This window comes from Pseudomonas sp. MAG002Y (assembly GCF_019400845.1).
Classification (GTDB): Bacteria; Pseudomonadota; Gammaproteobacteria; order Pseudomonadales; family Pseudomonadaceae; genus Chryseomonas; species Chryseomonas luteola.
In genome coordinates, this window is the sequence record NZ_WOEJ01000001.1 from 451740 (window position 1) to 473775 (window position 22036).

Annotated in this window: 12 protein-coding genes; 4 read left to right on the forward strand and 8 right to left on the reverse strand. The window is 54.8% G+C overall.

All coding sequences use genetic code 11. The features are described from left to right. Positions 1-132: 132 nt before the first annotated feature. The 3 genes from GM154_RS02055 (at position 133) to selO (ending at position 6801) form a co-directional block, all read left to right on the forward strand. Positions 133-1869, forward strand: a complete 1737-nt coding sequence (locus GM154_RS02055) for a potassium/proton antiporter (protein ID WP_010797045.1) — start codon at positions 133-135, stop codon at positions 1867-1869. 93 nt (positions 1870-1962) lie between these two features. Then, positions 1963-5286, forward strand: coding sequence for a mechanosensitive channel MscK (gene mscK, locus GM154_RS02060; RefSeq protein ID WP_219650786.1), 3324 nt, complete (start codon positions 1963-1965; stop codon positions 5284-5286). 54 nt (positions 5287-5340) lie between these two features. After that, complete coding sequence (gene selO, locus GM154_RS02065) at positions 5341-6801, forward strand: protein adenylyltransferase SelO (protein ID WP_219650787.1); 1461 nt, start codon at positions 5341-5343, stop codon at positions 6799-6801. Here the strand turns inward: selO and GM154_RS02070 are convergent. After that, positions 6785-7690, reverse strand: a complete 906-nt coding sequence (locus GM154_RS02070) for a LysR family transcriptional regulator (protein WP_010797042.1) — start codon at positions 7688-7690, stop codon at positions 6785-6787. The two genes, selO and GM154_RS02070, sit on opposite strands and share 17 nt — an antisense overlap. Positions 7691-7850: 160 nt before the next feature. On the opposite strand from GM154_RS02070, the gene GM154_RS02075 reads away from it, so the two are divergent. Next, positions 7851-9167, forward strand: a complete 1317-nt coding sequence (locus GM154_RS02075) for an MFS transporter (RefSeq protein ID WP_122043464.1) — start codon at positions 7851-7853, stop codon at positions 9165-9167. Positions 9168-9221: 54 nt separating this feature from the next. On the opposite strand, the gene hemE is transcribed toward GM154_RS02075, so the two are convergent. From hemE to pilQ, 7 genes are all read right to left on the reverse strand, one after another. After that, complete coding sequence (hemE, locus tag GM154_RS02080; RefSeq protein WP_122043465.1) at positions 9222-10289, reverse strand: uroporphyrinogen decarboxylase; 1068 nt, start codon at positions 10287-10289, stop codon at positions 9222-9224. A gap of 135 nt (positions 10290-10424) precedes the next feature. Continuing rightward, positions 10425-11843 carry an FAD-dependent oxidoreductase gene (locus tag GM154_RS02085; RefSeq protein WP_219650788.1) on the reverse strand — a complete coding sequence of 473 codons (1419 nt, stop codon included), beginning with the start codon at positions 11841-11843 and terminating at the stop codon, positions 10425-10427. Between the two features lie 103 nt (positions 11844-11946). Then, positions 11947-16395, reverse strand: coding sequence for a glutamate synthase large subunit (gene gltB, locus GM154_RS02090; protein WP_219650789.1), 4449 nt, complete (start codon positions 16393-16395; stop codon positions 11947-11949). 214 nt (positions 16396-16609) lie between these two features. After that, positions 16610-18214: an AAA family ATPase gene (locus GM154_RS02095; protein ID WP_219650790.1), complete on the reverse strand. Its 1605-nt coding sequence runs from the start codon at positions 18212-18214 to the stop codon at positions 16610-16612. A gap of 10 nt (positions 18215-18224) precedes the next feature. Further along, a complete protein-coding gene (aroB, locus tag GM154_RS02100; protein WP_219650791.1) occupies positions 18225-19328 on the reverse strand; it encodes a 3-dehydroquinate synthase in 1104 nt (367 codons plus the stop codon). 49 nt (positions 19329-19377) lie between these two features. After that, entirely contained in the window at positions 19378-19896 is a 519-nt protein-coding gene (gene aroK / locus GM154_RS02105) for a shikimate kinase AroK (protein ID WP_219650794.1), read from the reverse strand. Between the two features lie 5 nt (positions 19897-19901). Continuing rightward, positions 19902-22028 (reverse strand): type IV pilus secretin PilQ, encoded by a 2127-nt coding sequence (gene pilQ, locus GM154_RS02110; RefSeq protein ID WP_010797034.1) that lies wholly within the window; start codon positions 22026-22028, stop codon positions 19902-19904. Between the last annotated feature and the right edge of the window lie 8 nt (positions 22029-22036).

Below are 22036 nucleotides of genomic sequence, written 5' to 3' on the forward strand. Positions count from 1 at the left end.
CAGTGTACTGGAAGTCCCCTGTTCGTCGCATGGCTCAAAAGAATCTGGCATTAATTTTGACAGCTTGCCGAATCAACAGGTTAAATCAAGAATCCAGCGCATCGCGCCTACCCACTATGCAGGAGTTTCGATTTGGATGCCGTCACAATCAATAGCCTATTTTTGATTGGCGCGGTCCTGGTCGGTCTCTCCATTCTGGTCAGCTCGCTTTCCTCACGCCTGGGCATTCCCATTCTTGTGATTTTTCTTGCAGTCGGGATGCTGGCAGGCGTAGACGGCCCTGGTCATATCAATTTCAACAACTACCCCCTCGCCTACCTGGTAGGTAACCTTGCCCTGGCGATCATTCTGCTGGACGGTGGTATGCGTACACGCGTATCCAGTTTCCGGGTGGCGCTCTGGCCAGCATTGTCCCTGGCAACCGTGGGTGTAATGATCACTGCCGGGTTAACGGGCGCCATGGCGGCGTGGCTTCTTGACCTGAGCCTGCTGCAAGGGCTGCTGATCGGCGCTATTGTCGGCTCAACCGATGCTGCCGCGGTGTTTTCACTACTGGGCGGACGCGGGCTCAATGAGCGTGTCACCGCAACCCTTGAAATCGAGTCAGGCAGCAATGATCCCATGGCGGTTTTTCTCACCGTCACGCTGATTGAGCTTCTGGCCAGCGGTCAAACGGGCTTCAGCTGGGGGCTCGTCTGGAACTTCGTTCGCGAATTTGCCATTGGCAGCCTGCTCGGACTGGGTGGCGGCTGGTTGCTGCTTCAACTTATCAACCGTATGCAGCTGGCAGATGGGCTCTATCCGCTACTGGCAGTCAGTGGTGGTCTATTCATTTTCGCCATTACCAACGCAGCCCATGGCAGTGGCATCCTGGCGGTGTATCTGGCGGGTCTGGTCATGGGCAATCGACCAATTCGGAGCCGCCACGGCATGTTACATATGCTGGATGGTATGGCCTGGCTGGCGCAAATCGGTATGTTCCTGGTGCTGGGACTTCTAGTAGAGCCGCACAACCTGCTACCCATTGCCCTACCTGCCCTGGGTCTGGCTCTCTGGATGATCGTGATCGCACGTCCCCTTTCAGTCTTCGTGGGTCTGCTTCCCTTCAAGGCTTTCCATGGCCGCGAAAAGTTATTCATTTCATGGGTAGGTTTACGCGGAGCGGTACCCATCATTCTGGCTGTCTTCCCTATGATGGCAGGGCTGCCCCAGGCTCAACTGTTCTTTAACGTAGCCTTCTTTATCGTTCTGGTTTCGCTGCTGCTACAAGGTTCAAGCCTCCCACTCGCGGCAAAGTGGCTACGCGTCACTGTACCGCCCGAACCCGCCCCGTTCTCGCGCTCTGGCCTGCAGGTGCATCCCACCAGTGAGTGGGAGCTTTTCGTCTACCGCCTGGGCAAGGAGAAATGGTGTATTGGCGCGGCGCTTCGCGAGTTGAAAATGCCGCCTAATACACGTATCGCGGCGCTGTTTCGCGGGGAGCAACTCCTGCATCCTTCCGGCAGTACCAAGCTGGAGGCAGGCGATATCCTATGTGTCATTGGTCATGAACATGATCTCCCCGCCCTGGGCAAGCTGTTCAGTCAGGCGCCGGAGCGAGGCCAACGCTTCTTTGGTGATTTCGTACTGGAAGCCAACGCAGAGCTTAAGGCGGTGGCCTCGCTGTATGGTCTTAACCTTGGCGAGCTGGATGGGGAGCAGACGTTGGGAAGCTTTATTACCCAGCGCATTGGTGGCGAGCCAGTCATTGGCGACCAGATCGAATGGAGCGGTCTGACCTGGACAGTCGCTTCGCTTGAAGGCAATCGTGTGAGAAAGATTGGGGTCAAGTTCCCAGAGGGCCGTTCAGGGCCTGCTCTTTTCCTCTGATTCGTGCGGTAGTCGGCTCGACCGACAAGAGCAGTTGCGTCAGCAAAGACGGGGATTTAACCTCCTCGCCTTTCCTGCTGCCAAGATGTGATCATGCTCGCCTTGCGTATTCTGCTCAAGATCGTGTTGTTGGGCTTTTGTCTCAACTTTCCGCTCGCTTATTCACAAGAATCCAACCTGCCTGATGCCAAGCAGATTCAGCATAGCCTGGACACGTTGGCGGACCGGAAGCTTTCTGCCTCCGATCAGCAGACCGTTCAGGACATTCTGAAAAATACGCTGCAGCTATTGGACCAGAGGGATCAGCATGAGCAGGACCTAGCGGATGTAAAACGCAAGATCACACAAGCACCGCAGCTGATCAAGGATGCTCAGAAGGACCTGGCCAAGCTCCAGACCGAGCAGGACAAGCCCCCGGTTACCCAACGCTATGCCAACGCCAGTCCCCAGGAGTTGGAGAATCTTCAAAGCCAGCGCAACTCACAGCTCAACGACTGGCAGAACGCCCTGAATGATGCCAATACACTGGTCATCACATCGCAAACACGACCCGAGCGTGCCCAGGTCGAAATCAGCAATGCGCAAATGCGGGTACAGACCATTGCCGACATTCTCAAGAGTGGCAAGGAAAGCGGTAAGCCCATTACGCCTGAACGTCGCAATCAGCTATTAGCCGAACAGGCGGAACGCAACGCACTGATTCAACTGCGCAAGCAGGAACTTTCGGGCAACAGCACGCTGCAAGATCTTGGCACCATTCAACGTGAACTCTACACGGAGCGTGTCAAACTGATCGAGAAAGAAAGCCTTGATCTGCAAGCCCTCATCAGCAGCAAACGTCGCCAGCAGTCAGAGGAAACCTTTGCCGCCCTGTCTCGTGAATCGCAGAAGACAGCAGGTAGTAACGATGTCCTGACCAGCGAAACAAATCTTAACCTAAAGCTTTCCGACTACCTCTTGCGTGCGACGGATCGCCTGAATGAGCTCACTCGAAACAATCTTGAAATCAAGCAGCGACTTGATCAGCTCAAGCAGACCGGCGAGACCATGCAGCAGCAGATCAATGTCCTGAAAGGCAGCCTGCTGCTGTCCAAACTGCTCTATCAACAGCGGGCCTCCCTGCCAACGGTTGAGGCAACCAAGGGACTGACGGACGAGATTGCCGATATACGTCTATACCAGTTCGACTTGAACCAGCAGCGCACGCAAATCGCCAACCCTTGGGATTACTTGGACAAGGTCATGGCTCAGATGCCACCCGAGCAGACGACACCTGAGCTTCGCAAGAAGCTACTGGAGCTGATCAGAACTCGAGCGGACCTGCAGGATCGCCTAAGTACCGAACTAAGTGCGTTGTTAAGTGAGTCAATCACGCTTCAGCTAAACCAGCAGCAGCTATTAGCAACCAGCGAAAGTCTCCGCTCAACGCTTGATGAGCAGATGTTCTGGATTCCCAGCAATCGCCCGCTGGATTGGGGCTGGCTCAAGGATGCGCCCAAGTCGCTGGTCGAACAGATTGCAAATGTGCCCTGGCGCGCCAGTGCAGGCGAATTGTCAGCCGGTCTGGCCGAACGCCCCTGGCTGTTTCTGCCTCTCATTCTTGCTATTGCAACGCTGCTGTGGAAGCGTCGGTATCTTTACGAAAAACTCAATGCCTTGAACAAGGACATTGGGCACTTCCAACGTGACAGCCAGCTACACACGCCGCTCGCGATCCTTCTGACCGTGCTGCTGACTCTTCCTGTCAGCCTGTCGCTAGGTTTGATCGGCGTCGCCCTTGAGGGCGACAAACGGGGCGTGAACGCATCCATTGGCGCAGCGCTTATAGAGATGGCCGCCGGCTGGCTGGTGTTCTATACCGTTTACCGCCTACTGGAGGGTGGAGGTGTTGCAGAGACCCATTTCCGCTGGTCACGCGCGCAAGTGGATTCCATGCGCCGCCTGGTCAGGCGTCTAGGCCTTTTGGCCTTGGCATTAATGGCCGTAGCAGCCATTGCCCAACGTCAGCTGACAAGCCTGTCTGAAGACGTACTGGGTATTCTTATTGTTCTGATCTGCTATGCCAGCATGTCTTGGATGCTGGGTCGCTCCTTGCTTAACACGGCGGCTCGAGAACGTCTGCCCTTCTTCCGGCTGATGTTTGGACTAATCATTACCGCCATTCCGGCCGGACTGTTCCTGGCTGTTTGCCTAGGCTACTACTACACCTCACTGAAACTGACCGACCGGCTTATCGATACGCTGTATCTGCTGCTCTGCTGGGTCATTCTCGAAGCCGCCTTCTCGCGGGGCTTAAGCGTGGCCGCAAGGCGCCTCGCCTATCATCGCGCCCTGGCCAAGCGACAGAGCATGCAGGAGGCAGGTGAAACCGGTGAAGCCATAGAAGAGCCTGCACTGGATATGGAGCAGGTCAACCAGCAGTCCTTACGTCTAATTCGCCTTGCCCTATGGTTAGGCTTCCTGGGAGTGCTGTATTGGGTCTGGGTGGATGTGGTGGCAGTCTTCTCATACCTGGATAACGTCACGCTTTACCAGTACAGCAGCGGTACGGGTGAGTCGGCAACCATGATGCCAATTACCCTGCGAGACGTCATCAAAGCGGTCATCTTTGCAGGCCTCACCTTTGCACTGGCACGCAACCTGCCCGGCCTGCTTGAGGTTGTGGTACTTTCCCGCCTGAGCCTGGCTCAAGGGACCGCGTATGCAACCACGACGCTATTGTCCTATGTCATCATCAGCGTGGGTGTTATCAGCTCGCTCTCCACGCTGGGCGTTAGCTGGGACAAACTCCAGTGGCTGGCAGCGGCCCTTTCGGTTGGTTTGGGTTTTGGCCTTCAGGAGATATTCGGTAACTTCATTTCCGGCCTGATCATCCTGTTCGAACGCCCTGTTCGAATCGGCGACCTGATTACCATCGGTAATGTTACAGGCACAGTCAAACGCATTCAGATTCGGGCGACCCATATCACTGATGCTGACAACAAATCCGTCATTGTGCCTAACAAGACGTTCGTGACGAGTCAGCTCATCAACTGGACGCTGACAGACACCATGACGCGTATCACGCTGCTGGTTAATGTGGCCAACGGCTCCGATCTGGAAAAAGTACGCGAGCTGCTCTATAAGGCCGCCTACGACAATCCCAGGGTTTTGCATGATCCAGAACCAATGGTCCTGCTACAGGCGTTTGGTGAGAACACACTGAATCATGAGTTACGCGTTCACGTGCGGGAGTTGGGCGATCGCGGCTTTGCTACTGATGAAATCAACCGCAGCATCGAGCGACTGTTCAGGGAGAACAATATAGAGATCGCCTTTCGCCAGCTGGAAGTGTCTGTAAAGAATAGGGAAGGATCTGAGCGCACCTTGAGCAAGGATGAAGTGCCTTCTCCGACCTACTCTGGACAGAAGGAATGATCAGGGCACGTTTTACGCTGTCTAGATAAATACATTTGCAGTCCGGAGAGTGCCGTGAAAACCCTTGAAGCGCTTGAGTTCGATAACCGCTTTGCCCGTCTGGGCGATGATTTTTCGACGGCCATCCAACCCAAGCCTATTGAAAATCCAAAGTTGGTGGTCGTCTCGGAGGCCGCCATGGCACTGCTGGATCTGGATGTTGCCGAGGCGCAACGACCGGAATTCACGGAAATCTTTTCCGGGCACAAGCTCTGGGATACAGCCGACTCACGCGCAATGGTTTATTCGGGGCATCAGTTCGGCTCCTATAATCCTCGCCTGGGTGATGGCCGCGGCCTTTTGCTTGGCGAGGTCATAAACGACAAGGGAGAGCACTGGGATCTTCACCTCAAGGGTGCCGGCATGACACCCTACTCAAGAATGGGAGACGGACGTGCAGTCTTACGCTCGTCCATTCGAGAGTTTCTGGCCTCAGAAGCACTTTATGCACTGGGTATCCCTTCAAGCCGCGCGCTGTGTGTGACCGGCTCCACTACAGAGGTCATACGCGAACGAGTCGAAACCGGCGCCATGCTGCTACGGCTTGCCCAAAGCCATATACGCTTCGGGCATTTCGAATACTTCTACTATACGCAGCGCAGTGATTTGTTGGAAAAGCTTGGCCAGCATGTGCTTGAGGCGCACTACCCACAGTGCCTGGAGCAACCTGATCCTTATGCGGCTTTTTTCCGTGAAGTCGTCGAGCGCAACGCCGAGCTGATCGCCTACTGGCAGGCTTACGGCTTTTGCCACGGCGTGATGAACACAGACAACATGTCTATTCTCGGCATTACATTCGATTTCGGCCCTTATGCCTTCCTGGATGACTTTGACGCGCATTTTATCTGCAACCACTCTGACTACAGTGGCCGATACTCCTACAGCAATCAGGTCCCCATTGCGCACTGGAACCTGGCGGCACTGGCGCAGGCGTTGACGCCGAGGGTGCCTGTCGAAACGCTGAAAGGAATACTCGAATTATTTTTGCCGCTTTATGAGGCGCATTACCAGGCATTGATGCGACGTCGACTCGGCCTTATGACAGAGCAAGCGGCGGATAAGGAGCTGATTGAGCGGCTGCTCAGCCTGATGCAAGGCAGCGCCGTTGACTACTCACTCTTCTTCCGACGTCTGGGCGATGAGGTTCCGGAGCAGGCGATTGCGGCTCTTCGAAACGACTTTGTAGATTTGGCTGGATTTGATGAGTGGAGTCGCCAGTACCTGAACCGCACCGAGCAGGAAGGCGGCGATCAACCGGCACGCCAGGAGCGCATGCACGCAGTCAATCCACTCTATGTACTGCGTAACTATCTGACCCAACAGGCGATCGAGCAGGCTGAGGCGGGTAATTATGAAGAAGTTCGCCAGCTTCATAAGGTTCTGACCCGGCCCTTTGAAGAGCAACCGGGCAACGACCGATTCGCTCAACGCCCACCGGATTGGGGCAAACACCTGGAAATCAGCTGCTCTTCATAATACCGGCGCCTTGCGTCAACAACTCAATGAACGCACGTGCAAGTGATGAGCGCTCGTCACGACGATGAATAAGCCACAATGCGGAGGTGGCGCCCTCGTCCACCAGGGTTCTGTAGACAACACCTTCGATATGCATTCGCCGGTAGGTTGCTGGCAAAACCGAAACACCCAATCCGGCCGCCACCAGTCCAATAATGATCGTAGTTTCTCGAGCTTCCTGAACGATTCGTGGGCTGAATCCAGCTTGTTGAGACAAGCTGATCAATTGGTCATATAGACCTGTACCGTAGGTACGAGGAAAGTAAACAAAGGGTTCCTCGGCCAACTGTTTGATAGCAATGCTTTCGTGGGTTTGTAGAGCCAAGGGATGGTCCGCCCGCATCACAGCGACGAGGGGCTCTCGAAACAGCTCTATCGAGACCAGCGCATCCGACATGGTAATAGGCCGGATCAGTCCTACCTGAAGCTTGCGATCCATCAGCGCCTCGGTCTGCTCTCGGCTGCTCATTTCCTGCAAAGCCAGATGTACCGCTGGAAAGCGCTGGCGAAAATTGAAAATAGAACGTGGAACGGTAGCTATAAAGGGCGCGGAAACCGTAAAACCCACTTGCAACTCACCCAACTCTCCGCGTTGCGCTCGCCGTGCAATGTCGGTGGCCTTATCTACCTGCGCCAACACCTGCCGAGCCTCATCCAGAAAAAGCCGGCCAGCCTCAGTCAATGCAACACGACGATTCGTGCGCTCAAACAGGCGTGCCCCCAGCTCTTCTTCCAAAGCTTGTATCTGCTGACTCAGTGGTGGCTGTGAAATACCCAGGAGTTCAGCCGCTCGACCAAAATGCAACTCATCTGCGACGGCTACAAAGTACCGTAAATGTCTTAATTCCATAGCGCCTCGATTGATATTTAATACATATCAAATCGGTCGAATAATATATTGGAAAGAATAAACATCAGCTCTTATTCTTTCAGTAACCAATAATAAATTTCAGATTGTGCAGCGCTTTCGCTGCGCCGTCCTTTCGTTCGTCCAGATTTTGAGGTTTAACGTGAGTAAGTCTGCTTTACCTGCTCGTCACGAGCATGCCCAACCTGAAGAAGAACCTGCGCCTATTCAGGCAGCACGTGAAGCTGCCAACCAAGCAGTAGAAGATGCCGATTTGTACATTGAGAAAGGCACTCGCCAGTTCATCCATACAGCCCTTGCACTTTTCTGTGGCGGCTTCGCCACGTTTGCCCTGCTGTACTGTGTACAGCCCATGATGCCCATTTTTTCCGAAGCCTTTGGTATAACGGCGGCCAAAAGCAGCCTCGTGCTCTCCGTATCAACTGGGCTCATGGCGGTCGGGCTACTGGTTACAGGTCCTATTTCAGATGCCATCGGCCGCAAGCCGGTCATGGTGGTCTCACTCTTCGCCGCCGCTTTCTTTACGCTGCTTAGCGCCATCATGCCCACCTGGGAAGGTGTTCTTGTCACGCGGGCATTGGTTGGTCTATCGCTATCCGGTCTGGCCGCCGTTGCCATGACCTATCTGTCTGAGGAAATCCATCCCCAGCACATCGGCCTATCCATGGGGCTGTATATCAGCGGCAACGCGCTGGGTGGGATGAGTGGGCGCGTCATCAGCGGCGTTTTGGTGGACTTTGTCTCCTGGCGGATTGCTCTAGCAATCCTGGGCAGTCTGGCGCTGATTGCCGCTATCGTATTCTGGCGGCGTTTGCCGGAGTCACGTCACTTCCGCCCAACTCCCCTGAAGCCTCGCACACTGGTCAATGGCTTTACCCAACACTTTCGAGACGCTGGGCTACCTTGGCTCTTTCTCGAGGGCTTTCTGTTAATGGGCGCCTTTGTCACGTTGTTTAATTATATTGGCTATCGCCTGTTAGGTGAGCCTTATCATCTCAGTCAAGCCGTTGTGGGCGTCTTGTCGGTCGTCTACCTGTCAGGTATTTACAGCTCGGCCCAAGTGGGCTCGTTAGCGGACAAGCTTGGCCGCCGCCGCGTTTTCTGGGCAGTGATTCTTCTAATGCTGGGCGGCGTGGTGCTGACACTGTTTACACCCCTACCGCTGGTTTTGGTAGGCATGCTGCTGTTTACCTTTGGCTTTTTCGGCGCTCATTCAGTCGCCAGCAGCTGGATCGGTCGTCGCGCTCGGCAAGCAAAAGGGCAAGCCTCATCTCTCTACCTGTTCTGCTACTACGTGGGCTCAAGCATCGCAGGAACATTGGGCGGCGTGTTCTGGCACGAAGCGGGATGGAATGGTGTCGGACTGTTCATCGCCACACTTCTGGTCGGAGCGCTGGCTGTTGCGCTACACCTGGCTCGCCTGCCAGCTCTTCCTTTGAATGTGAAAGCCGCTCGATGAGCGGCTTTGCCTTTTTGATAGACCGGACGCATGGCCCGGTCTTTGTCGACCGCCTTATGCCTCGTGATAAGGCGCCGAGAGCTCATGAACAGCTTCGATGAAGGCACCTGCATGGGCAGGGTCTACCTCCGGCGTGATTCCGTGCCCCAGATTGAAAACATGCCCGGAGCCTTTACCGTAGCGAGCCAGAATCCGCGCCACCTCTGAACGGATCGCGTCAGGCTTGGCATACAGTACCGCCGGGTCCATATTGCCTTGCAGCGCCACCTTGTCACCCACACGGCTACGGGCATCGCCAATGTCGCATGTCCAATCCAGTCCCAATGCGTCTGCGCCAGAGGCCGCCATGCTCTCCAACCAAAGACCGCCATTCTTGGTAAACAGGATGACAGGAATCTTGCGGCCTTCACGCTCACGAATCAGGCCATCAACAATCCTGCGCATGTAGGCGAGAGAAAACTCCTGATAAGCCGCCGAAGATAGATTGCCTCCCCATGTATCAAAGATCTGTACCGCCTGGGCACCTGCCTGAATCTGACCATTCAGATAGGCGGTTACCGAGCGGGCCAGTTTATCGAGCAGGTTGTGCATGGCTTGCGGATTGTCATAAAGCATCGCCTTGCTACGCCGAAAGTCCTTGGATGAGCCTCCTTCGACCATGTAAGTCGCCAACGTCCAAGGACTTCCTGAGAATCCGATCAGAGGCACACGCCCATTGAGCTCACGGCGAATGGTGCGGACCGCATTCATGACATAGCCCAGATCCGCTTCCGGGTCAGGTACCGGTAAGGCTTCGATATCCGCAGCGGACTCAATACGCTTTTTGAAGCGGGGCCCCTCACCTGTCTCGAAATAGAGGCCTAATCCCATGGCGTCCGGGATGGTCAGAATGTCTGAAAAGAGGATGGCGGCATCCAGCGGATAACGCTCGAGCGGCTGCAGTGTGACTTCGCAGGCCAACTCAGGATTCATGCACAGACTCATGAAGTCACCGGCACGGCCACGCGTAGCGCGATACTCCGGGAGATAACGACCGGCCTGCCGCATCATCCAGACGGGCGTCACATCAACGGGTTGCTTGAGCAAGGCACGGAGAAAACGGTCGTTCTTCAAAGCAGTCATGGAAAATATCCGTCAAGAAAGTACTGTCATTTTCTCAGACACAAAAATAAAAGGCACGGAGAGATCCGTGCCTTTTATCTATCGAGCCCTTAACCGCTTTGCCCTTGAAATGCAAAGCAGCTTATGGCTGTTGCTTCAAACGCCCAGGTAATCCAGGATACCTTCAGCTGCAGTACGACCTTCGAATACTGCAGTCACCACCAGATCCGAACCTCGCACCATATCGCCGCCCGCAAAAATCTTGGGGTTGCTGGTTTGATGCTTGAACTGACCGACAGAGGGAGCGACTACACGGCCCTGATTATCCATTGCAATCGCATGTTGCTCGAACCACTCTGCGGGGCTTGGGCGGAAACCGAAGGCGATGACTACCGCATCTGCCGGCAGGATCTCTTCGGATCCCGGAATCGGTTCAGGGCTGCGACGGCCTCGGGCATCCGGCTCGCCCAAACGCGTTTCGACAACCTTAACGCCTTCCACCTTGTCTTCTCCAATGATCGCAATCGGCTGGCGATTGAAGAGGAACTTAACGCCCTCCTCCTTGGCATTCTTCACCTCACGACGCGAGCCCGGCATATTCTCGGCATCGCGACGGTAAGCACAGGTTACGCTCTTGGCGCCCTGGCGAATCGAGGTGCGGTTGCAGTCCATTGCGGTATCGCCACCGCCCAGAACCACAACGCGCTTGCCTTTCATATCGACAAACTCGTCAGCAGACTTCTCGAAGCCCAGGTTACGGTTGACGTTAGCCACCAGAAAATCCAGGGCATCATGCACCCCTGGCAAATCCTCGCCAGGGAAACCACCTTTCATGTAGGTATAAGTTCCCATCCCCATGAAGAGAGCATCGTATTCCTCGAGCAGCTGCTCCACTGTGATGTCCTTGCCTATCTCGGTATTGAGGCGGAACTCTATCCCCATACCGGTAAAGACCTCGCGGCGGCGCGCCATCACGCTTTTTTCAAGCTTGAACTCGGGAATGCCAAACGTTACCAGACCGCCAATTTCCGGATTCTTATCGAACACGATAGGCTTAACGCCGTTGCGGACGAGAATATCGGCGCAGCCAAGACCCGCAGGGCCTGCACCAATGATGGCAACCCGCTTGCCGGTTGGCACCACCTTGGACATATCCGGCCGCCACCCCATGGCAAAAGCGGTGTCAGCAATATATTTCTCTACCGAACCGATGGTAACGGCACCGAAACCATCGTTCAGGGTACACGCGCCCTCACACAAGCGGTCCTGCGGACACACACGACCACAAACTTCGGGCAGCGTATTGGTCTGATGGACCAGCTCGGCTGCAGCCAGGATATTGCCTTCCGAAACCAGCTTCAGCCAGTTTGGTATGTAGTTGTGAACCGGGCACTTCCACTCGCAGTAAGGGTTGCCGCACCCCAGGCAGCGGTGCGCCTGCTCAGATGCCTGCTGCGGCTTAAACGGATCGTAAATCTCAACGAATTCTTTCTTGCGCTGACGCAGGAGTTTCTTCTTCGGGTCCTTGCGGACGACCTCTATGAACTGGAAGTCGTTATTCAGACGTTCAGCCATTACCTAAACCTCATCACGGCAGCGTTCATGTCTCGCTGCTGCAGGAAAACTCACGGTCGCAACCAGCGCCTGACAAAATGTCAGGCGCTGGTTGCCTATAGCATTACTGCGGATTTGCCCGAGTAGTGGATAGCAGTGAGGCCAGGCTGGCAGCCTTGGGCTTCACCAACCAGAACTTGCGGAAATAATCATCCAGGTTTTCGAGCAGATAGTGTCCCCACTCACTGCTCGTTTCCTCGGCGTACTCGGTCAGCACGCGGCTCAGGTGACTGCGATAAGCCTCCATGGCCTCGTTGCTGATACGCTGAATTTCCACGAGTTCATGGTTAACACGGTCAACAAAGCTGTTATCCATGTCCAGCACGTAGGCGAAGCCGCCTGTCATACCGGAGCCGAAGTTGTAACCCGTCTTGCCCAGAACGCAGATGAAGCCACCGGTCATATATTCGCAGCAGTGATCACCGGTTCCTTCGACGACCGCATGGGCACCAGAGTTACGAACACCAAATCGCTCGCCCGCGGTACCCGCCGCAAACAGTTTGCCACCCGTGGCACCGTACAAGCAGGTGTTACCAATGATGGCCGACTCCTGACTCTTGAAGGCGCTACCCTTGGGCGGAGTGATGACCAGCTTGCCGCCTGTCATACCCTTGCCCACATAATCGTTGGCGTCACCCTCAAGATAGAGGTTCAGGCCACCGGCATTCCATACGCCAAAGCTCTGCCCTGCCGTTCCTGTAAAGCGGAACGTGATAGGCGCCGACGTCATACCCTGGTTGCCATGCTGACGAGCAATCTCACCGGATACACGTGCGCCAATGGAGCGGTCACAGTTGCTTACCTTCAGACTGAACTCACCGCCCGTCTTACCTTCGATAGCTGACTGGGCCAGGCGGACCATTTCCTCAGCCAGGAGACCCTGGTCAAATGGCGGGTTCTTCTCAACAAGGCAGTGCTGGGGCTTGTCTGCCGGAATATGGTCGCTACCCAGAAGTGGCGTCAGATCAAGGTTGTGCTGCTTGGACGTTTCGCCAGGCAGGATCTCTAACAGATCGGTACGGCCGATCAACTCACCCAAGCTTCTTACACCCAGGCGCGCCAGCCACTCGCGTGTTTCTTCTGCCACAAAAGTGAAGAAGTTGGTCACCATCTCAACGGTACCGATGAAATGGTTCTTGCGCAGCTTATCGTTCTGGGTCGCCACGCCGGTAGCGCAGTTGTTCAGGTGACAGATACGCAGGTACTTACAACCCAATGCAATCATCGGCGCGGTACCAAAGCCAAAGCTTTCTGCACCTAGAATCGCCGCCTTGATCACGTCAAGGCCGGTTTTGAGACCGCCATCGGTCTGTACGCGAACCTTTCCACGCAGGTCGTTGCCACGCAATGTCTGATGCGCCTCGGCCAGTCCCAACTCCCAAGGACTGCCCGCGTACTTGATGGACGTCACTGGTGATGCACCTGTACCACCGTCATAGCCGGAGATGGTAATCAGATCGGCATAAGCCTTGGCGACACCGGCCGCTACCGTACCAACGCCAGGCTCCGATACCAGTTTAACGGACACCAGCGCCTTCGGATTGACCTGCTTGAGATCAAAAATCAGCTGGGCCAAGTCCTCAATCGAGTAGATATCGTGATGGGGCGGAGGGGAAATCAGGGTTACGCCCGGTACGGCATAGCGCAACTGAGCGATCAGGCCATTCACCTTGCCGCCCGGCAACTGGCCACCTTCGCCCGGCTTGGCGCCCTGGGCCACCTTGATTTGCAGGACTTCGGCATTGACCAGGTATTCTGGTGTTACACCGAAACGTCCCGTGGCTACTTGCTTAATCTTGGAGCTTTTCAGCGTGCCGTAACGCGCCGGGTCTTCACCGCCCTCACCCGAGTTGGAGCGGCCGCCCAAGCGGTTCATTGCCTCGGCCAGTGCCTCATGCGCCTCTGGAGACAGGGCACCGAGCGAGATACCGGCGGCATCGAAACGCTTGAAAATACTTTCCAGCGGCTCGACTTCTTCAAGCGCCAGCGGCGTGTCGCTGACCTTAACCTTGAGCAAGTCACGAATCATGGCTACGGGACGCTGATCAACCAGGGCGGAATACTCACGGAACCGTGCATAGTCGCCTTGCTGAACAGCTGCCTGGAGCAGATTGACAACATCCGGGTTATACGCGTGATACTCACCACCGTAGACATACTTCAGCAGGCCGCCCTGCTGGATCGGCTTACGGTTGCTCCAGGCTTCGTTTGCCAGCAGCTTCTGCTCGACTTCGATGTCGGCAAAGCGGGCGCCCTGTATGCGGCTGGTGACGCCCGGAAAGCATAGATCCGTCACCTCACTGGACAGACCAACCGCCTCAAACAACTGGGCGCCACGGTAGGAAGCCACAGTGGAAATACCCATCTTGGACAGGATCTTCAGCAGCCCTTTGGTAATTCCCTTGCGGTAGTACTTGAAGACCTCATAAAGATCACCCAGGACTTCGCCCGTACGGATCAGGTCACCCAATACCTCATAGGCCAGGAAGGGATAAACCGCTGTCGCGCCAAAACCAATCAGCACCGCAAAGTGATGAGGATCGCGGGCAGTTGCGGTTTCAACCAGGATGTTGCAGTCGGTGCGCAGTCCGGTATGCACCAGGCGGTGATGAACAGCACCTACTGCCAGGGACGCATGCACAGGCAGCTTACCCGGCTCGATTGCACGGTCCGACAGTACAATCAGGACTTTTCCTGCACGAACCGCTTCTTCGGCCTGATCGGCAATATTTCGTACCGCCGCTTCCAGCCCCACGCTTTCATCATAGTTGAGATCAATGACGAAACGATCAAACCCGGGACGCTCCAGCGTCATCAGGGTACGCCACTTGGCGGGCGATATAACCGGCGAACTCAGGATTGCGCGGTTGGCATGTTCGGCCGTCTCCTCGAACACGTTGCGCTCGGCACCTAGACAAGTCTCGAGCGACATGACAATGGCTTCACGCAGCGGGTCGATAGGCGGGTTGGTCACCTGTGCAAACTGCTGACGGAAGTAGTCATAGTTCGAACGGATACGCTTGGACAGCACGGCCATCGGTGTATCGTCACCCATGGAACCGACGGCTTCCTGCCCCTGCTCGGCCAATGGACGCAGCACCTGATCGCGTTCTTCGAACGTGACCTGGAACATTTTCATGTACTGACGCAGACGATCCGAATCGTAGAAAGGCGATCCATGATCCTTATCGTCCAATGTAGCCTGAATACGCAGGGCATTCTTGCGCAGCCACTGCTTATAAGGATGGCGTGATTTCAGACGGTTATCGATATCATCTGCCTCAAGCACCTGTCCGGTTTCGGTATCGACCGCGAGGATCTGACCCGGACCGACACGCCCCTTGGCAATCACGTCACTGGGTTCATAATCCCAGACACCCACTTCCGAGGCCAGGGTGATATAGCCATTCTTGGTTGTTACCCAGCGGGCAGGACGCAAGCCGTTGCGATCAAGCAGGCAGACGGCATAGCGCCCATCTGTCAATACAACTCCAGCCGGACCATCCCATGGCTCCATGTGCATGGAGTTGAATTCATAGAATGCGCGAAGCCCTGAGTCCATCGTTTCGACGTTCTGCCAGGCTGGCGGAATGATCATGCGCACGGCACGGAACAGGTCCATTCCGCCGGTCACCAGCAATTCGAGCATGTTATCCATGCTTGAGGAGTCGGACCCTACGGTATTGACCAAATCACCCAGGCTATCCAGGTCAGGAAGCAGCTCATTGACGAACTTGGTACGCCGCGCTCGGGCCCAGTTACGGTTGCCCGTAATGGTATTGATCTCGCCATTATGCGCCAGGTAGCGGAATGGCTGCGCCAACGGCCACTTGGGCAGCGTGTTGGTCGAAAAGCGCTGATGGAACACGCAAATGGCAGTCTGCAAACGTTCATCGCCGAGGTCCGGGAAAAACGCAGCCAGATCTGCTGGCATCATCAAGCCTTTATAGATGATGACCTTACTGGACAAACTGCAGACATAATGCTCCGCATCGTTCTTGTTCAATACTGAAGAACGGCGGCGGGATGTGAATAACTTTACGGCGAACTGCTGATCATCGAGACCTTCGCCGCTAATGAATACCTGCTCGATCTTAGGTAGGCGTTCAAGCGCCAAAGGTCCTAATACAGAGGTATCCACGGGAACCTTGCGCCACCCGACCACGGTAAGGCCAGCAGCAGCAAATTCGGAATTCATGTGGTTTCTGGCCACATCGGCCTTTTGGTCGTCCTGATTGAGGAAAACCATGCCAACGGCGTATTGGGCGGGTAGCTCAACGCCGAATGTTTCTAAAGCGACAGCGCGAAGGAATGCGTCGGGCTTTTGTATCAACAGACCGCAACCGTCGCCGGTTTTGCCGTCTGCATTGATACCGCCGCGATGCGTCATGCAGGTCAGGGCCTCGATGGCCGTTTGCAGCAAATGGTGACTCGCCTGGCCCTGCATATGGGCAATCAGGCCGAAGCCGCAGTTATCCTTGAACGTTTCAGGATTGTACAGGCCTGCTTTCATGGGAACTCTCACCGGCAATCTATTTCTAGTCAATCCACTTGTCACTGCCAGGCGCTTGGGCACGCTACTTTTACGGCAGGCAAAGGGATGACATTGTATACCGGATATCAGAACAAGACAAAGTTTTTGTCGCTATCCTGAACCTAAGAGTCCTAAAAATGAAATACACCCATGTCGCAAAATGATATATGCAACATGGGCGCTGTCTAAAGAATTATCGCGTTGAAGCGATATCCTGCTGGATACTGGCAAACGTGCGAGGCCATGGCTTGGCCGACTGAACCTTGGCAGGCAATTGTTTCACAGCTGCCTCAGCTGCCGCACGGTTAGCGAAACTACCATAGGTCACAACATAAAGCGCCTTACCTTGGTACTGCTTTTTGAAATAACGATAATTGGCGCTATCGCTTTGCTGCTGAATAAAGGCCTGCGCACTGCTTTCAGAGCTGGTTCCTAACACCTGAAGCGCATAGTGCGTTCCACCCTGAGTGCTGTACCAGCCACCGCCATTGCCCTGAGCTGCCTTGGGTGTTTCCTGAGCTGCAGGCTTTGCCGGCGCAGGCTTGGGCTCAACCTTGACTTCAGGCTTGACCGGCGCAGAAGCAACCTGTCTGGGTGCTGTATGTGCAGGCTCGGCTGGAACAGGCGTTGCGGCCGGCGCCAGGGGACGCGTTGGAGCCGTTACACTGACAGGCGCCTGGGCAGAAGGCATCTCAGGTGGCGTTGAGGAAAAATCGTCTTCGCCAGACTGAATAGAGCCGCTCACGCCATTGCCTTCAGACTCCTCCTGCCCTGCTGCCTGAGCCAGCGGCTCACGGATGACGGGCTGGGCCTCACCGACCAAAGGCAACGGCAAAGGCTGGGAAGAACCATCGAACTTAATTGCCGTTCCCGACTTGCCATCCCCTTGGGATTGTTCGGTCCCGTCAGTCGAGGCCATCTTGGGCGATGAATCATTACCCTTCATGAGCAACGCCGCCAAGACACCGACAGCGATGACTGCCACAATGATCAGGTGCTTGCGAGGCAGGTTAGCCAATAGCTGTTGACCACCCTTGAATTTGCTACCACCACCGCCACGCTGACTTAGCATACCGCTGATCAACACGTCTCGCGCAGCTTCGTTGATCTCCCCCGGCCATCCACCGGAGGTCTGATGAATGGTCTCGATCTGCTCTGGCGTAAAAATATCAATACTTTGGCCAGCACCTTCCAGGCGCTGCGCCAGATACCCTTGAGTTTCCTCTTCGGTATAAGGCAAAAGCTCGATGGCGTGGTAGCGCTCCTCGCCTTGCGCAAGGCTTTCCAGCTTGCCTGTCAGCTCGGCGTCCCCAAACAGGAATACATGAGGGCGATTCTTCTCATCACCTTCTGCCAATGCCAACAGGGCTTCCAGTGCGTCATCATCCAACTCATGGGCATCGTCGACCAGGAAATAGACTTCCTGGCCAGTCAATGTTACTTGACCAACCTGAGATAGCACCGCTTCGATGCTCGCTTGAGGCGTGCCCAATCCCTGACTTAACTTGCGCAATAGTGTGTTCTTGTCCTGCACCTCACGTGCCGACACGACAACATTATGGACCGCATCCTTTTTGGTACTGGCAACAAGCGCCTGTCTCAGCAAGGTTTTCCCGCTTCCGGCAGGCCCTGTTACCGCAAGCAGAAGATGGCTATAGCGAGCAAGATGATGTAGCTGCCCGAGAACCGTTTTGCGCTGGGCAGGATAAAACTTGAATCCTGGCACGCGTGGCGCAAAAGGATCGTGAGTAAATTCGTAATGGCCGAGGAAGGCCTCGTCGGCATGCAGACTGGACATAAGACTTCTTTCAATCTCCGAGCTGTTCCGCCAAAGCCTGATAATCGGCACTTAGCGTCTGCTTGAGGGTGTCATAAGGGAAATCACTGGTTACCACGGCCTCGCCCAACCGCTTGAGCAGCACAAGGCGCAACTGGCCATCCAGAACCTTTTTATCAACCGCCATGTATTTCATGAAATCGTCAGGCGACATGCTAGCAGGAGGAACGACAGGAAGCCCCGCACGCTTGAATAACCGTAGGGCTCGAATCTGATCATCACGGCTCAGCCAACCCAGACGACAAGACATTTCCAGCGCCATCGCCGTACCGGCAGCAACCGCCTCACCATGCAGCCATGAGCCATACCCCTGGTGCGCCTCGATTGCATGCCCAAACGTATGCCCCAAGTTCAGCGTGGCTCGAATGCCGGACTCCCGCTCATCCGCGCCAACCACATCAGCCTTCGCTGCACAGGAGCGCTCTATAGCCTCGCTCAGCTTGGATTGATCCAGCAAGCGTAATTGATCGATGCTTTCTTCCAGCCATACCAGGAAAGGCTCATCGCAGATCAATCCATACTTGATGACTTCAGCAAGCCCAGCTGACAGCTCACGTTCAGGTAACGTAACAAGGCTGGAGGTATCGATCACTACAGCCTTAGGTTGATAGAACGCGCCTACCATGTTCTTGCCAAGCGGATGATTGATTCCGGTTTTACCCCCCACGGAGGAATCCACCTGTGACAACAGAGTGGTTGGAACCTGAATGAAATCAACGCCCCGTTGATAACATGCGGCTGCAAACCCTGCCATGTCACCGATCACACCCCCGCCCAGGGCAAGGATAGTGGTGGCACGGTCATGTTTGTCCTCAAGCAAGGCATCAAAGATTTTTTGTAGAACTTCCCATGTCTTATAGCGCTCTCCATCAGGCAGCACGACAGCGGTTACTTCTTTACCCTGCAGTGTGGCTTTGAGCTTTTCCAAATAAAGAGGCGCTACCGTCTCGTTGGTAACGACGGCGACCTTTCGGCCTTTTATGTAAGGCAGAATGTACTGCTGCTGGGACAGCACGTCCTGACCTATGAAGATGGGATAACTACGCTCGCCCAAATTGACGTTTAGTGTTCGCATAAATCCCCCCAATGAAAGGCCGCTAGGATAACGCAGAACGCCAGAGCCTTTAACGAGGGATGAGTGCTTTTAAACGCTCAAGTATTTGCTGAACGACCAGTCGAGGGGGCCGCTCGTCCGTTTCTATGATGGTAGTCGCTATCTCACGATAGAGCGGATCGCGAATGGCCATCAGATTACGCAAGACCTGCGCAGGATCAGGCGTCTGCAAAAGGGGGCGGTTCCGATCACGGGCCGTTCTTTCGATCTGCTGCTCAACGGAGGCATGTAAATAGATCACATGCCCGCTTGCTTTCAGGATGCGCCTGTTATCTTCATGCAGTACCGAGCCGCCTCCGGTAGCAAGCACCAGCCCTGATGATTTACAAAGGTCCTCCAGAACCAGGCGTTCCCGCTCACGAAAGCCCTGCTCCCCCTCAACATCAAAAATCCAGGGAATATTAGCCCCGGTCCGCTGCTCGATTTCTCTGTCAGCGTCTTTGAACGGGAGATGGAGCTCTTTAGCGAGCAGGCGTCCGATGGTGCTTTTACCAGCACCCATCGGACCCACGAGAAACACATTCAGCACTTCAATCAACGACCAACGGCAATAGCTTGGTTGTTCATGATACGCGGAGTGAGGAAGACAAGCAGCTCTACTTTTTCATCCGTAACCGAGTCGCGTCTAAATAGGCGACCGACATAGGGAACATCGCCCAATAAAGGTACTTTACTCGTCGACTTGCTTTGAGTATTCGAGAAAACGCCCCCGATTACGATAGTTTCACCATCAGCCACCAGTACTTTGGCATTCACCTCGTTTTTTGAAATAGGCGGAGCGCCATTATCCAGGCGATTCTGATAGTCAGGTGCATCCTTATTCACCTTAACTTCCATGATAATTCGATTATCAGGCGTGATCTGAGGCGTTACCTCTAACGAAAGCGCCGCTTCCTTAAAGGAGGTACTTGTTGCACCGCTCGAACTGGCCTCCTGATAAGGAATCTCGGTACCACGCAAGATTTTTGCTGTTTCTTTATCAGACGTTACTACCTTTGGTTGAGAGACTATCTCACCATTACCAGTAGCCTCCATGGCAGACAACTGAAGATCCAAAGTAGTACTGCCCGTCAAGAACCCGATCCCAATACCGGACGTTGCACTACCTACACCCAAATCTACAAAAGGTGAAGACGTCCCAGTAGTAGAGCCAGCGCCTCCACTAATAGTAAAGTTGCCATTGCCAGACCGAGAACCTGACCAGTTAACACCTAGCTGTTTGTTGTAGTTGACGTTTGCCTCAACGATCCTCGCCTCGATCATCACCTGACGAACCGGAATATCGAGCTGAGAGACAATTCGTCTTAGCTCATCCAGGCGATCTTGGGTCTGGTAAGCAATGATGCTATTGGTTCGATCATCGACAGTGATAGAGCCACGCTCGCTTTGCCCCGCATCAGCCTTAGTAACCGACTGGAACAGCTTGGCCATATCGGCAGCCTTGGCGTAATTAACCTGGATCAGCTCTCTGCGTAGCGGCGCCAGCTCCTGAATCTGCTTTTGTGACTCCAATTCCTGGCGCTCACGCGCCGCAATCTCATCCGCTGGCGCAATCAACAGCACGTTGCCTATTTGTCGCTTGTCGAGTCCCTTGGTTTTCAGAACAAGGTCAAGCGCTTGATCCCACGGCACGTTCTGCAGGCGCAGCGTGATGTTGCCTTGTACAGTGTCACTGGCCACTAGGTTCAAACCGGTGAAGTCAGCAATTAACTGAAGGACCGAGCGAACATCGATGTCTTGGAAATTCAGAGACAATTTTTCACCGGTATAGGTGAAACGCTCAGCGGCACGCTGTTCCTTTTCCTTGGCAGTCAGTGGCTTGACGCTAATGGTCAGCTTGTTATCTGTCTGGTAGGCCAGATAGTCATATACGCCTGTAGGCTCAATTGTAATGACCGTGTCACCAGCCTGACTTGAGGCGTTTACAAACTGTACTGGCGTAGCAAAGTCTTTGACGTCAAGCCGAACACGTAGAGCATCAGGGAGCTGCGTCTTGCCGAAGTTAAGGCGAATCTTTCCACCCTGCTCCTGTATGTCAGGGCTGATACCTGTTTCTGAAAGATCAATGATAACGTTACCTTCTCCGTCATCACCTCGCTTGAAGTCGATATTCCTGATGGCTTTCCCAGCCAATCTCGGCACGCTGGAAAAGACACGGCCGGCAGGGTTGGTTGCAGGCGCTGGGGCTTGCGCAGCACCGGAGCGCGGCAAGGATGGTGCCGGGACAGAAGCACTAGTCGTGCGAGCAGCCTGGTCGCCGCCAATGACAACGAACAGGTCGTTACCCTGAACGCGGGTCGAGTAAGGCGCCAATGCAGTCAGATTCACGATAAGACGCGTGCGGTCACCCGCCTCGACTACGGTAACGCTTCTGGCATTCCCCGATCCCAACTCCTTGTTGCGAACGCCTAGCTTGTTATTAACGCCAGGCAGATCCAAAGCGATGCGCGCAGGTTGCTCAATGGTATAGCCCTTGGGGGCTGTTACTGGCTGATCGAACGATAGTTTGAGTTCGACTCTGTCGCCCGGCAAAGAGGCCACGTTCAAGGCCTTGAGATCTGCCGCCAGCAGCAAAGAGGGACAGATTCCGCTCAAGAGTATGGCCAGCGTGAGGGCGCTCTTCCCTGAGACCCTTTGTAGAATAGTTTTGTGCAACATCATGCCCCGTC

Excerpts from the sequence above, each read along its gene's own strand:
- mscK (WP_219650786.1), top strand. The coding sequence starts at position 1,963 with ATGCTCGCCTTGCGTATTCTGCTCAAGATCGTGTTGTTGGGCTTTTGT.
- GM154_RS02070 (WP_010797042.1), bottom strand. The coding sequence starts at position 7,690 with ATGGAATTAAGACATTTACGGTACTTTGTAGCCGTCGCAGATGAGTTG.
- hemE (WP_122043465.1), bottom strand. The coding sequence starts at position 10,289 with ATGACTGCTTTGAAGAACGACCGTTTTCTCCGTGCCTTGCTCAAGCAA.
- GM154_RS02085 (WP_219650788.1), bottom strand. The coding sequence starts at position 11,843 with ATGGCTGAACGTCTGAATAACGACTTCCAGTTCATAGAGGTCGTCCGC.
- gltB (WP_219650789.1), bottom strand. The coding sequence starts at position 16,395 with ATGAAAGCAGGCCTGTACAATCCTGAAACGTTCAAGGATAACTGCGGC.
- GM154_RS02095 (WP_219650790.1), bottom strand. The coding sequence starts at position 18,214 with ATGTCCAGTCTGCATGCCGACGAGGCCTTCCTCGGCCATTACGAATTT.
- aroB (WP_219650791.1), bottom strand. The coding sequence starts at position 19,328 with ATGCGAACACTAAACGTCAATTTGGGCGAGCGTAGTTATCCCATCTTC.
- pilQ (WP_010797034.1), bottom strand. The coding sequence starts at position 22,028 with ATGATGTTGCACAAAACTATTCTACAAAGGGTCTCAGGGAAGAGCGCC.